The organism is Leifsonia tongyongensis (assembly GCF_010686705.1).
GTDB lineage: Bacteria > Actinomycetota > Actinomycetes > Actinomycetales > Microbacteriaceae > Diaminobutyricibacter > Diaminobutyricibacter tongyongensis.
This window is the reverse complement of the sequence record NZ_JAAGWY010000001.1, coordinates 847240-859902: the sequence shown is the minus strand read 5'-3', so window position 1 is coordinate 859902 and position 12663 is coordinate 847240. Positions and strand designations below refer to the sequence as shown.

General features: G+C 65.2%; 16 protein-coding genes. 6 read left to right on the top strand and 10 right to left on the bottom strand.

Features of this window, described 5'->3' with window-relative positions; all coding sequences use genetic code 11:
• Positions 1-14 precede the first annotated feature (14 nt).
• The 5 genes from ppk2 to G3T36_RS03995 form a co-directional block, all read right to left on the bottom strand.
• Positions 15-860, bottom strand: a complete 846-nt coding sequence (gene ppk2, locus G3T36_RS04015) for a polyphosphate kinase 2 (RefSeq protein WP_240148244.1) — start codon at positions 858-860, stop codon at positions 15-17.
• 127 nt (positions 861-987) lie between these two features.
• The gene (locus G3T36_RS04010) at positions 988-1653 is read right to left on the bottom strand and encodes a hydrolase (protein WP_163288100.1); all 666 of its coding nucleotides are present in this window, start codon (positions 1651-1653) and stop codon (positions 988-990) included.
• Positions 1654-1835: 182 nt separating this feature from the next.
• Positions 1836-2051, bottom strand: a complete 216-nt coding sequence (locus G3T36_RS04005; RefSeq protein ID WP_205245001.1) for a DUF1427 family protein — start codon at positions 2049-2051, stop codon at positions 1836-1838.
• Complete coding sequence (locus G3T36_RS19965; RefSeq protein ID WP_205245000.1) at positions 2048-2197, bottom strand: DUF1427 family protein; 150 nt, start codon at positions 2195-2197, stop codon at positions 2048-2050. Before G3T36_RS19965 ends, G3T36_RS04005 begins: the two co-directional genes overlap by 4 nt.
• A gap of 2 nt (positions 2198-2199) precedes the next feature.
• A complete protein-coding gene (locus G3T36_RS03995) occupies positions 2200-4080 on the bottom strand; it encodes an amidohydrolase (RefSeq protein ID WP_163288099.1) in 1881 nt (626 codons plus the stop codon).
• A gap of 120 nt (positions 4081-4200) precedes the next feature.
• On the opposite strand from G3T36_RS03995, the gene G3T36_RS03990 reads away from it, so the two are divergent.
• From G3T36_RS03990 to G3T36_RS03980, 3 genes are all read left to right on the top strand, one after another.
• Complete coding sequence (locus tag G3T36_RS03990) at positions 4201-5136, top strand: LysR family transcriptional regulator (RefSeq protein WP_163288098.1); 936 nt, start codon at positions 4201-4203, stop codon at positions 5134-5136.
• A gap of 87 nt (positions 5137-5223) precedes the next feature.
• A complete protein-coding gene (locus G3T36_RS03985) occupies positions 5224-5736 on the top strand; it encodes a DoxX family protein (RefSeq protein ID WP_163288097.1) in 513 nt (170 codons plus the stop codon).
• On the top strand, positions 5733-6467 hold the full coding sequence (locus tag G3T36_RS03980; protein WP_193570855.1) for a YoaK family protein: 735 nt from the start codon (positions 5733-5735) through the stop codon (positions 6465-6467). The genes G3T36_RS03985 and G3T36_RS03980 overlap by 4 nt, the downstream gene beginning before the upstream one ends.
• A gap of 24 nt (positions 6468-6491) precedes the next feature.
• On the opposite strand, the gene G3T36_RS03975 is transcribed toward G3T36_RS03980, so the two are convergent.
• On the bottom strand, positions 6492-7658 hold the full coding sequence (locus tag G3T36_RS03975) for a zinc-dependent alcohol dehydrogenase family protein (RefSeq protein ID WP_163288096.1): 1167 nt from the start codon (positions 7656-7658) through the stop codon (positions 6492-6494).
• Between the two features lie 31 nt (positions 7659-7689).
• Positions 7690-8163, bottom strand: coding sequence for a pyridoxamine 5'-phosphate oxidase family protein (locus tag G3T36_RS03970; RefSeq protein ID WP_163288095.1), 474 nt, complete (start codon positions 8161-8163; stop codon positions 7690-7692).
• A 119-nt stretch (positions 8164-8282) separates the two neighbouring features.
• On the opposite strand from G3T36_RS03970, the gene G3T36_RS03965 reads away from it, so the two are divergent.
• Genes G3T36_RS03965 through G3T36_RS03955 form a run of 3 tightly spaced genes read left to right on the top strand, consistent with a single transcriptional unit; the run spans position 8283 to position 10122 of the window.
• The gene (locus G3T36_RS03965) at positions 8283-8435 is read left to right on the top strand and encodes a hypothetical protein (protein ID WP_163288094.1); all 153 of its coding nucleotides are present in this window, start codon (positions 8283-8285) and stop codon (positions 8433-8435) included.
• On the top strand, positions 8432-9130 hold the full coding sequence (locus tag G3T36_RS03960) for a cytochrome b N-terminal domain-containing protein (protein WP_163288093.1): 699 nt from the start codon (positions 8432-8434) through the stop codon (positions 9128-9130). The genes G3T36_RS03965 and G3T36_RS03960 overlap by 4 nt, the downstream gene beginning before the upstream one ends.
• A complete protein-coding gene (locus G3T36_RS03955; protein WP_205244999.1) occupies positions 9127-10122 on the top strand; it encodes a hypothetical protein in 996 nt (331 codons plus the stop codon). The genes G3T36_RS03960 and G3T36_RS03955 overlap by 4 nt, the downstream gene beginning before the upstream one ends.
• Here G3T36_RS03955 and G3T36_RS03950 read toward each other — a convergent pair.
• The 3 genes from G3T36_RS03950 to G3T36_RS03940 all read right to left on the bottom strand — a co-directional run bounded on the left by G3T36_RS03950 (position 10085) and on the right by G3T36_RS03940 (position 12501).
• Positions 10085-10933 (bottom strand): hypothetical protein, encoded by an 849-nt coding sequence (locus tag G3T36_RS03950; protein ID WP_163288092.1) that lies wholly within the window; start codon positions 10931-10933, stop codon positions 10085-10087. The genes G3T36_RS03955 and G3T36_RS03950 overlap by 38 nt on opposite strands.
• A 235-nt stretch (positions 10934-11168) precedes the next feature.
• On the bottom strand, positions 11169-11588 hold the full coding sequence (locus G3T36_RS03945; protein ID WP_163288091.1) for a pyridoxamine 5'-phosphate oxidase family protein: 420 nt from the start codon (positions 11586-11588) through the stop codon (positions 11169-11171).
• Positions 11572-12501, bottom strand: coding sequence for a universal stress protein (locus G3T36_RS03940; RefSeq protein WP_163288090.1), 930 nt, complete (start codon positions 12499-12501; stop codon positions 11572-11574). The genes G3T36_RS03945 and G3T36_RS03940 overlap by 17 nt, the downstream gene beginning before the upstream one ends.
• Positions 12502-12663: the final 162 nt, after the last annotated feature.

Sequence of the window (12663 nt, the reverse complement as noted above, 5' to 3'; positions counted from 1 at the left end):
TGTAGCCTCATCGGCTACGACTTCTTGTCAGCCTTCTTCGTCACGGCAGCGGCGTGGTCGGGGACGTACTCGAACTCGGCCTTCGGCGGTCGGTCCTCGTTGTCGGCGCCGGGCCGTTTCGGTATCTTCACGGGCTCCGGCTCGCGCGGCTCGTAGGGGATCTGGCTGAGCAGATGGTGGATCGAGTTGATACGTGCGGCCCGCTTGTCGTCGCTCTCGATCGTCCACCAGCGCGCGTCCGCATGATCGGTCGCCTCGAACATCGCGTCCTTCGCGTCGGAGTAGTCCTCCCACTTGGTGATCGAGAAGAGGTCGGTCTCTGAGAGCTTCCAGCGGCGCATCGGATCGTTCAGCCGGGAGTGGAACCGCTCCTCCTGCACCTCGTCGGAGACCGAGAACCAGTACTTGACCAGGATGATGCCGTCTTCTACGAGCATCCGCTCGAAGGTCGGGACCTGGTGCAGGAACCGCTTGTACTGCTCGGGGGTGCAGTAACCGAGGACGTGTTCGACACCCGCGCGGTTGTACCAGGAGCGATCCATCAGCACGATCTCGCCCTTGGTCGGCAGGTGCTGGATGTACCGCTGGAAGTACCACTGGCCTTTCTCGCGCTTGTTCGGGGTGGGAAGCGCGACCACTCTCGCGGAGCGAGGGTTGAGGTACTGCATGATCCGTTTGATCGCGCCGCCTTTGCCGGCGGCATCCCGGCCTTCGAAGATGACGACGACCCGCGAGCCGGTCTCGATGACCCACTGCTGCATCCCGACCAGTTCGATCTGCAGCTTCTCGAGCTCGGCCTCGTACACCTTTTTCGGCATGCGCTTGACCAGCGGCCCGGAGGATTTTTTCGAATGTGACATAGGGAGAGTCTGCGACACCCCGGCGCGTCAGGGTTAGGGGTTGCCGTTGGCGCAGTCTTGTGCACCTACGCCGAACGCCCGGCTGGAGATTCCCAGCCGGGCGTTCCGGTGATGTGCTGTCCTTCGGCTAGCCGGCGTGGCCGCCGAGGAAGTCGCCGGCGTAGTGCAGGCCGAGGCCATAGGCGCCACCGTGGGCCTTGACGATGTCCGTCACGGCGACGTAGGTCTCCCCGCGTGCCCAGTCGCGCTGGAGCTCGAGAAGGATCTGGAGCCAGGTGACGGGAACGGCGCCGGCGTTGACCATGCGCAGGAGGGCGTGCTCGTGCGCTTCAGCGGTCACGCCACCCGACGCATCGGCGACGACGTAGATCTCGTAGCCCTGTGCGAGAGCGGACAGGACGGGAAGGACAAGGCATACCTCGGTCCAGAGACCGGAGATGACGATCTTGCGGCGTCCGGTGGCCTTGATCGCGTCGACCACGTTCTGGTCCTCCCACGCGTTCATGGTCGTGCGGTCGATGATCTCGTCGTCGGGGAAGACGTCGCGGAGTGCCGGGAGCAGGTTTCCGGAGAAGCTCTGGGCGGCGACGGTCGTGAGGACGGTGGGGACGTTGAACGCCTTCGCCGCCTTGGCCAGGGCCACCGTGCCGTTGATGATCGACTGGCGGTCGCCGCTGCCGACGCCGAAGAACATCTGCGGCTGGTGGTCGACGAAGAGGAAGACGCTGTTCTCGGGGGTGATGAGATCCTCGCTGGGGGCGGCCTTCACGTTGTCAAGATTGAACTCGGTCATTCCCTGTTTCCTTTGTTGCTGGAGACACATTGTGTGTGCTGGGTTCGCATGAAAGAAATCCATGCGTTTGCATTGATTTGCAGTTAGAAATGGTGTCACTCGTTCAGGTCCGGAACAAGGTGCGGGCGATAGCGAACGCATCCTGTGCCGATCGGCAAAACCGATTGAAGACCTGAGTTCGATCAGTTTGCGATCGTCGTGCGGCGCTCGCGCCTCGACGTGAGGCGTTGACGGACCCGGCGCGCCACCCATTGGCCGGCCACCATTCCCAGAAGCCCGACCAGGGCGATCGGCCCCGGGGCAGGCGACTGGACGTGGATGGCCCAGTAGACGACGCCCATCACGATCCCGGCGCCGAGCGAAACGGCGCTGGCGCGAAGCACGCGTCGGATGCTCACAGCAGCCCTCCGAGGAGAGACTGGCTCGCCCACATGCCGAGCAGGCCGAAGAGCGCGATGACCGGCGGAGCGGGGGCCGCGACTTTCAGCAGCGCGTAGAGCACTCCGACGAGCGCTCCCGCCGAGAACGCGATAAGGACGTCCACGGTCAGTGGTCCTCGAGCGGGTCGTGCGAGTGCAGGTGCACGTGCTCTCCCCGCCGTTCGCGCCAGGCGCGCTGCTCGGCGGCGTCGGCTGAGGCCTCCACGAATCCGTTCGCCTGTCGCACGCCGGACGGCGTGCCCTGGTATCCACCGAAGTGCGCGACGGGGCTCCATTCGATCGACGGAGCCTCGAGGAAATCGTCCTGTCCCTCGTACTCGTCCGAGGCGTAGACGATCCGGCCGCCGGCGATCGTGAGCTCAGCCTCGATGTCCGGGATGGCGGAGTCGGCCACCGTGAAGTAGTCGGCCGAGAGGATGGCCAGATCGGCGTACTTGCCGACTTCGATCGTGCCTTTCTGATCCGCCTCGCCGGAGAGCTTCGCACCTGCGACGGTGTACAGCTCGAGCGCTGTCGCCCGATCCACGATGTTCTCGCGGCTGTACAGCTGCGACCCACCGATATCCGTTCCCGTGGTCAGCCAGTGCAGCGACAGCCACGGGTTGTAGGACGAAACGCGTGTCGCATCCGTCCCCGCACCCACGGTCAGGCCGGCAGCGAGGAGTTTGGTCACCGGAGGGGCCCATTCCGTCGCTGTCCTGCCGTAGCGGTTCTCGAAGGCGGCGCCCTGGAAGTACATCCGGTTCTGGATGGCCACGTTTCCGCCGAGAGCCTTCACGCGGTCGATGCTGTTGTCGCTGATCGTCTCCGCGTGGTCGAACATCCACGGAACGCCCAGCGTGCCGCCGGCGTCCTTCGCGATCTTCTCGAAGACGTCCAGGTCGTGCCGGATCGTCTCGTCGTAGGTCGCGTGAAGCCGGAAGCCCCAGTCGTTCTCGATGAGGAGGCGCGCTGCCGCCTCAAGGTCCGCGGCGGCGGATTCGCGCAGTTGCGGGCGAGGCTCCGCGAAGTTCTCGAAGTCGGCGGGACTCCAAGCGAGGTTCTCACCAGCGCCGTTCGCGCGGAGCCACTGGTCGCCGTCGCCGGGCTTGACCATCCCGATCCAGCGGCGAAGGTCGTCCAGTTCCTGGCCGGCTGTCTGCGGGAAGAGGTGGTACGCGATTCGGATGCTCAACTCGCCGCGCTGCGCCAGCTGCATGACCGTGCCGTAATCGCCCGGGAAGTCCTGGAACCCACCCGCAGCGTCGATAGCGCTGGTGAGTCCGAAGCGGTTCAGCTCGCGGAAGAAGTGCCGCGTGGATTCGAGCTTCTGCTCGTCGCCGAGGATCGGGCCCTTGGAGAGCGTCGAGTAGAGAAGGGATGCGCCTGGAGCCGCCAGGAGGAGACCCGTCGGTTCCCCGGAGCGGTCGCGCACGATCTCGCCGCCGGGAGGGTTGGGAGACTCGCGCGTGTAGCCGACCGCTGTGAGGGCCGCCTTGTTCATCAGCGCCGACTGGTACAGGTGCATGACGAACACCGGGGTGTCGGGGGCTGCGGCATTGAGCTCCTTCAGCGTGGGGAGCCGCTTCTCCGCGAATTGCTCAGGGGTCCAGCCGCCGACCACCCGGACCCACTGGCCCTTCGGGGTGCGGCCGGCCTGTTCGCGCAGCATCTGGAGGGCGCGGCGGAGCGAGCGGACTCCGTCCCAGCGCAGCTCCATCAAGTAGTTGTTCCCACCGCGGATCACGTGCGTGTGGGAGTCGTTCAGGCCGGGAATGGCCCGCCGGTTGAGCGCGTCGATGATGCGGGTGTTCGAGCGGATGTGGCGGGCCACCTGAGCGTCTCCACCGACGGCGACGAAGACGCCGTCCTTGATCGCCACGGCGGTCGCGGCAGGGTGGGCGGGGTCTCCCGTGTAGATCTTCGCGTTGCGCACGACCAGGTCTGCACCGGTTCCCGCGCTGTCGACCGGACGCATTCCTCCGACCGGCATTGATTGTGTTGCCATCTGTATTCCTCTTGTTTCGAGCCTCGGGAGAGGCGTATACGAGGAAGATAGAACGCGTGACAGGTATAAGTCCAAGATGTAACCTGTCTAATACCAATCGCAAACAACGATAGACACATCATGGAACTACGCCACCTTCGATACTTTCTCGCCGTCGCAGACCAGAAGAACTTCACGCGAGCGGCCGAACAGAGCTTCGTCGCACAGTCCGCTCTGAGCCAGCAGGTGAGCAGGCTCGAAAAGGAGCTCGGGACCCGCTTGTTCGTGCGCACCAGTCACAGCGTGGAGCTGACCCCGGCCGGTGAGCTCCTGTTGCCTCACGCCCGCCGCATCGTCGCCGATGCCGCTCGTGCACAGGCGGAGATGCGCTCACACCTCGGATTGGAGAAAGGACATCTGAACCTCGGCCTGATCCAGACTTCGGCCAGCCCGATCGACGTCGTGCGCCCGATCAGCCGGTTCCACGAAGCCCATCCCGAGATCGAGATCTCGATCGTCAACCAGCCCTCTACGGAGATGGTCGACGGCCTCCAGCATGGGCTGCTCGATGTGGCGGTGGTCGGTGTCAGCCCTGACGAACTGCCGGAAGGGCTTGAGGCGCGACTGATCGCCACCGATCCGCTGGTCGCCGTGATCGACGCGGACGTCTCGCGCAAGCTCGTCGGACCACTGACGTTGCGGCAGGCCCTCAAGTTCGGTCCGCTCATCAATTTCGCTCCGGGTACGGGCATCCGGCTACACGTCGACGAAGCGCTGAAGCGCGCGGGGATCGAGCCCTCCTCCGTCTTCGAAATGTCCCAGGTGACGGACATGGTGCGTTTCGCCGCGATGGGCCTGGGCGTCGCCATCGTGCCGCACGCCCTCACCATTCACGCTGCAGCCGACGCCGCCGATGTGGAAGGGGACTATTGCGTCTTCGAGCTGCGGGATCCCCTGGCCGTGCATCCGGTGTCCGTTGTCTTCGATCCGGCACGGATCTCTGCCGCGGGGCGCCGCTTCCTCGACTTCCTTGACGGGCTCGACGGACTGGACCGGCTGGACGGCCTCGAACGATAAGCGAAAGAGATGATCACTAGCTGATCTCGCTGTTGGACGCATAGCCGTGACGACCCGATGATGGAGGAGACGGAAGGGTCGATCAGGATGGCCATTGGGCTTCTCATACTTCGTGTCGTGCTGGGTGCGTTCGTCGCCACGCACGGCATCCAAAAGGCGACGCACCTCTGGGGTGGCGGCGGACTGGAAGCGTCCAGCGCCGAATTCCGCGCGGACGGGTTCGTCGGCGGAAAGGTGACCGCGTTCATCGCTTCGAGCACGCAGATCACCGCGGGCGTCGCCCTCGTGGCGGGGCTGCTGACGCCGCTGGCGTCCGCCGGGGTCATCGCCGTGATGGGCATCGCAACCATCGTGAAACTCGGTCACGGCTTCTGGTCGCAGAACGGGGGGTACGAATACCCTCTGTTCCTGACCGCGCTCGGTGTCGCCGTGGCGTGGACAGGACCCGGCTTGCTCTCCCTGGACGGCGCCTTCGGGTTGTCCGGATTCTGGGTCACCGGCGTCTCGATCGCTGCCACGCTCGCCGGCATCGTGGGCGCGGCCGGTACGTACCTCGTGCTGCACCGACGGACCCGCATCACGGAAGGAACAGCGCGATGAGCGGGCGTTTCATGGATAGCTGGCGCGCGATCGCGGTCCCGCGAGGCAACCCGCACGGCCCGCTGCCGCTGCTTCTCGTGCTCCTCACCGTCGTCACAGGACTCGTGGATGCGTTCAGCTACATCGAGCTCGGCCACGTCTTCGTCGCCAACATGACCGGGAACGTGGTGTTCCTCGCCTTTGCTCTGGGTGGATTGCCCGGGTTCGTCTGGTGGGCCTCGATCCTCGCGATCATCACCTTCAGCGTCGGAGCGTTCATCGGCGGCCGCGTCCAGTCGACCTTCGGAGGTCACCGCGGGCGTCATCTGCTGGGCTCGACGACAATTCAGGCGGTCATGTTCGCAGCGTCGTTCGTCGTCGCGCTGGTCGCCCCCCGCCCGTATGACAACGTCTGGATCGCCGTTCTGATCGCCCTTCTGGGCGTCGGCATGGGCTTGCAGAATGCGACAGCACGGGCGCTGGCCGTTCCCGACCTGACTACGACAGTGCTCACGCTGACGATCACCGGAATCTCTGCAGACAGCAAAGCGGCGGGTGGCACCAGCAGCAAGATCGGCCGACGGTTCGTCTCGATCTCGAGCATGTTCGTCGGCGCCCTCATCGGCGTGGTGCTCATTCGCGTGGGCCTTGCGCCCTGGCCGATCTTCGCAGCGCTCTTGCTGCTTGCCGTCGTGGTGATCGTGACGGCTGTGTCCGCCCGCTCGTCGGCGCCCTGGACCGAGAAGAAGTGACCCCGGTTCTCCGGGTACTGACCGTCAGTTGAAGACTTCGCCGGGGTGTGTGAACCGGTCGATGCCGTCGATGTAGATCTTCTCGGCCGCGTCCTGCGCGTTTGCGGTGCTGGAGGCTGCCTCGAGGAGGCGCGGCCCGTCGTGGATGAGGACTTTGAGCGCGTCGTGCTCCGCCGCGTTTGCGAACACGTCGTACGCCGCCTCGACCTGGTCGAAGGTGAACTCGTGGGTGACGAAGGCGCGCGCCGGCAGCGCCCGCTGGGCGACCAGTTTCAGCAGCATCCCGAGCGTGTTCGTGTTCACCAGACCCATGGAGATCGTGATGTTGGCGATCCACAGCTGGTTCAGGGCGAGGTCGACGGGTCTTCCGTGGACTCCGACATTGGCGACGTGGCCGCCGGGCCGCACGATCTCGGTCGCCATCGTGAAGGTGCGGGGCATTCCGACAGCTTCGATCGCGACATCCACTCCCGCCCCGTCCGTCAGCGCGAGCACCTGCTCCTTCCAGTCGTCAGCGGTCGAGTCGACGGTGTCGGTCGCCCCGAAATCGGACGCCCGGCGCAACCGGGCGCGATCGACGTCGACGGCGATGACCTTCGAAGGGCCGTAGAGACGCGAAGTCATGACCGCGGCAAGTCCGACCGGCCCTGACCCGATGACCGCGACCACATCGCCCGGCTTCACCTGCCCGTACTGCACACCGATCTCGAATCCGGTGGGCAGGATGTCCGACAGGAGCACCGCCTCCGCGTCACTGACTCCGGAGGGCACTGTGTAGAGGGAGTTCTCACCGAACGGGATACGAACGTACTCGGCCTGGGTGCCATCGATCAGGTGACCGAGAATCCACCCGATTCCGGCAGCGCCTTCCGCGTCGAGACAGTGGCTGTACAGGCCGGCCCGGCAGTTCTCGCACCGCCCACAGGAACTGATGCACGACACGATCACGCGGTCGCCGACGGAGAGTCTGGTGACTCCCGACCCGACCTCGGTGATGACACCGACGCCTTCGTGGCCGAGGATGCGGCCCGACTCGACCTCGGGAACGTCTCCCTTCAGGATGTGCAGGTCGGTGCCGCAGATCGTGGTCGCTTCCATCTTGACGATGACGTCGGTCGGATGCTGGATGACCGGCTGTGGTACGTCGCGCCAACTCATGTTTCCGGGACCCGCATAGACGAGAGCCTTCATGATCTTCTTTCTGTTCGGTTTCCCGGCTCGGTCAGAGCTCGGGTGACAGGGTGCCGTCGTCGGATCGGCGCACGGCGTTGAGGTGATGTTCGAATTGGCGGCCCGTGATGGAGGAGGGGCGGATCTCGACGAAGTTGTACTCGGTCACCGGATGCCAGGGCGGCAGCGCGTCTTCCGCAGCGCGGTTCGCGTAGGCGGGTCCCATGACCTCGGCGGCGCCTTTGACAGACACGCTCCAGTTGTGGAATTCGCCGACCGAGTCGACTTCGAAGACGACAAGCCGATCCGCGACGATCCCGCGGAGCTTGGTGCCTTCGGCCGAACGGAAGACGACTGTCTCGCCGTCGGCGAAGTAGTTGACGGGAAAGATCTCCGGCTGCTCGCCGATCACGACGCCGAGGCGGCCGATGCCTGCGCCCGCGATGAGGCTCCAGCATGTTTCTTCGGAGAGCTCGACGACGGGTCCTTGCGCGGACCATTCGGGTAGATCGGCGGTGGAGTTCATGCGTTGATTCGATCGCGCTTCGTCAGCGACCGGCAGGGCCGAAAGTCCTCCGGGACCTTGGACCCTATCCGCTGTCGTCGGGCTGAGTCACCCTGTGCATACGAACAAAGGAGACTCTCGTGGAGATGATCGAGAGCGTGTCGCCGGGAATCTACCTGGGCTGGGGGCCTTTTGTCGTACAGCTCGGCAATCTCATCGTTATCGCGGTGATGATCGTGCTGTTCGTCGTGGCCCTGCTTCTGCCCTTCCCGAAAGCGCGGCGGCGGAAATGAGCGCCCTCAAGCCTCCGGTCAGGGTCGAACCCCAGGACGACGCCGATGAGGTCTTCACCTGGACGGGTCGCGCGCGCAGGTGGCTGCTCAGACGCCTTCCACCCGACAAGCTCCTGCCGCAGGAGCAGCCCAGCTATGTCGCATCCTGGATCTACGTGTTCGGGATGGCCACGCTTGCGGCCCTCGCCGTCGTCATCGCGTCGGGTCTCGTGCTGAGCCTCAACGGTCCGGCCTGGGACCACGTCTCGGGCCTCGGGCATTTCACGAACGGCGTGCACCTGTGGAGCGTCGAGCTCTTCTTCATGTTCATGGTCGTGCACCTCTGGGGCAAATACTGGATGGCCGCCTGGCGCGGAGGGCGGGTGCTGACCTGGATCACGGGCGTCATCGCGTTCGCTGTCTCGATCGTCGCCGGTTTCACCGGATACCTCCTGCAGACGAACTTCGACTCGCAGTGGATCGCTTTCGAAGGCAAGGACGCACTGAATGCCGTGGGCGTCGGGGCGTGGTTCAATGTTGCGAACCTCGGCCAGATGTTCGGCTGGCATATCGCCGTTCTTCCACTGGCCGTCGCGGCGATCGTCGTGCTTCACGTGCTCCTGGTCCGCATCCACGGCGTGGTGCCACCGATCGACGCGACGGAGACCGACGACCAGGTGGCCAGGGCAGGGAACGAATCCGAGGAGCAGCAATGAACCGCTCGCCGAACATGTCGTGGCGGGCAGGCGACGATCTCGCCAGCCGGCCGTGGCGCGGTCGCGTCCGCGACTACGACCTCTTCAAAGAGGTGACGATCGGCTTCATCGTGGTGGCCCTGATCACGATCGGTCTCGTCGCCGTCTTCGGATCGCCCGACGAGCCGAGCATCACACTCCAGAACTGGTCGACGAGCCAGCCCGTCGACTTCGCGACCACCGCGACCGCCGAACTGGCCGGCACGAGTGACACGGCAGGCTACGGCCCGCCATACAACAGCACGGCCGGCGCTACTCAGACCCTCGGGTCACTGGACCTGCAGAGTATGTCCGGTGTGCGCATCCCGATCGATACGGCGAAAGCATTCGTCATCGGTCCCTTGGAGACGTTGCCGGCCGTCCCAACGGCTGTGGCGACCTGGTCGGCAGCCTCAGCGGCGGACAAGACGAAGTGGACGACCAACTACTCCAAAGCGCTCGCCGCTGAAAAGGGCACGACCCTGCCGGCTGCCGACAGCGGCGACTACGGCCCTGTGCCGGAGCTCATCTCATCGCTCAGTGCCATGTCGAACCGCGGAGCGCTCGACGGGGCGTTGGCGAACGAAGGCGGTTTCTACAACCTGAACTACACGCCGGCCATCCTCTTCCTGGGAGACGGAACGTACTTCCAGAACCTCGCAGCGGATCAGCACCTGACAGGCGACCAGTGGGGGATGATGAACGAGACCGGCAACTATCCTGGCCAGTCGTGGCTGTGGCTGTTCTCCTTCTTTTACCAGGTCGAACCGTTCGCGTCCCTCCCGAATGCCGACCTTGTGATCGTGCTGATCATGGCAGTCCTGACCATCCTCCTGGCCCTGCTGCCGTTCATCCCCGGGCTTCGCACGATCCCGAAATGGATTCCGCTGCACCGCCTGGTCTGGCGCGACTACTACAAGCACCAGCGGCCCGTCGCTACCGTCCCGCCGCCCGCAGAACATAAAGCGCATTGATCGTCACCCACGGGTTGGCCGTGCGATTGCCGATGGGCCCCCAATCGACTGCGTCGACGTTGTAGCCGGTCTCCGCCTTCGGGCCGTATGTTGCGTCGGCGGGCCATCCGCGGTCGGGGAGTCGACGTGACTCCAGCACATCCAGTGCCCGGGCGCAGCGCGCGTCCCCGATCATCCCCGCTTCGGCCAGTCCGACGAGACCACCGAGGACGTCGTAGTGCCAGTAGAGCGGGTAGTGGAGTTGCATCACATCCTTTGTCAACGGCGCACCGTTCGAGCGCCGGAACGCCACGTGACGGTCCAGCAGCACATCGCACGCTCTCTGCGCCATCTCCGTCGCCGCGGAATCTCCGGACGCCGTGCCGTAGGCGGCCAGGGCACGGATGGGCAGCAGCGTCTCGTTGACGGACGACATGACCGTGGTCGGTGTCCTGTCGCAGTTCCATCCGCCGTCCGGCCATTGCCACCGTCGCAGAAGCTCGACGAGCTGCGGGCCGCGCCCGTCGTCGAATTTCAGGCGTGTTATCGACAGCAGCGCTCCTGCCTGCTGCGAGGCACAGCGCCGCGCGCGTCCACGGATTCGCGGCACCGCCGTCTCGTGTTCACCCGGCTGGACGCCGTCGACGTCCTTTTCACGACGGTAGCGCTCGGCGAGCCACTGATCGAGAACGGCATCGCGGAGCGGTCCGAGCAGTGGGTCGGCGGGCGGATACCCGAGCTCACTCAGAGCGAGCAGCACCCAGTGCGCGCCACGCCACTTCGCGTACGGGACTGGGCGGAGACGGGCATTGGCGTCAAGTAAGTCACGCACTCGAGTTGACCTGCGAACCTCTTCGCGAAGCTGTTTCATACCCGGCGCGGCATCGCCATCGCCCAGAACGAGAGTGCGCGTTCGCCAGCGAATCGACGGCTCGCCGCTCGCGAGAAGCTCATCGACAATTGCCACCATGCGGATGCCCTACTTCAACGCCGACCCGCCGGCGATGGCGGTCACCGCGATCACGCCCGTCAGAGCGACGAGGACATTGCGCACCCACCGAGTCACATCAGTACCTTTCCGGCTCGGCATCCCGGCGGAAGTGGCGCCCACTGATCGAGAGCGGCGTGATCCGCACGTACCTGTACTTGAGGGTCGGAATCCATGGCACGAGCGGCTGGCGGTCCGCTTCGTCGATTTCGGTCTGGCTCTCCAGCTGCGCGGCGACACCTTTCACGATGACGCTCCACGCCTCGTCGTCGGTGTAGCCGTCGATCTCGAACGCGACGTCGTGGTGGATCGTGAGTTCGAGCAGTTTCGTTCCGGGCGCTGTGCGGATCAGGAGCGTCTTTCCGTCGGCGTAGTAATTGACCGGGAAGATGTCGGTGTCGCCGGCGACCGCGGTCGCGAGCCTTCCGAGCGAGTTCGCAGTCAGTCTCTCCCAGCATTCCTCTTCTGAGAGTTCGGCGACGTTAGCGGGCGTGTTCATGGTGTTCCTCCTGCGGATGTGGGGATTCAGGTCGTGTCGACTCACCGACGTACGAGTGCACGATCATCGTGGGGCAGACCAGGTTCAGCAGCACGTCGTAGGCGACGCTGCCGAGACCGTTCGCCTGCTCGAATCCGGAACGCCGTGAGCTTCCGACGACGAGCAGTTCTGCGTTGCGGGAGACCTCGTTGAGAGCGATTCCGGCTGGGCGCCTGATGATGCGGCTGCGTGTGGCCAGGCGCGGGTGGAGTTCCTGCACCCGGCTGACGGCGTCCGTGAGTTCGCGGCGCGCGTGCGTATCGCGCTCTTCCTGCCAGCTGCGCTTGCCGCCTTCTCCGAGATAGTCCGGCGCCGGCGTGTCGAGTGCCCGAACCAGGGTGAGTTCCGAGCCGGCTCGGTCGGCTTCGCTCGCGGCCACGGCGAGTGCGTTGCGCCCGGCCGTGGTGTCGTCGATCCCGACGACCACTCCGCGGCGTAGGCGCACCGCCGACTCGGGGACGACGGCGATCGGGCCACGGGCGAGTGAGGCGAGCTGCAGGCTGCGGGAGCCGAACGCGCGCCCGTAATGGAACCCCGTCTTGTGGGTTCCCACGACCACAAGCGTGGTCTCGTTGGAGAGTTGCGCGAGCTCCCACATCGGGCTTCCGTAGAGCAGCTCGACAGTGATGGGCATTCCGGGAGACAGTTCGTGCACCATGCGTGCGCCGGCGTCGAGCATATCGACCGACCCGCGGTTGGCCTCTGCGATGAGCTGCGATCCGATGGCACCCCATTCGTCATCCATGACGTGCACGAGAACCACCCCCGTGTCGTGTGAGCGTGCACGTTCGACGCTCCATCGGATCGCAGCTCGGCTCGGTACGGAGCCGTCGACTCCGACAATGATTCGTTCAACGATCGTGTCATTGCTCATGAGCGCCTCCCGGGCCAGTCTTGTAGCGAGCATGCTCACCCAACGGCGCGCGCCATAGAGCCGAAGGTCCCACGGGCCGGCCGGACCTTCGGGGCGCTTTACGGGCGACGGACTCCCCACTACACTCGCGCTCAGGCAGTCTGTCTGCCCAGGAGAGGTCGA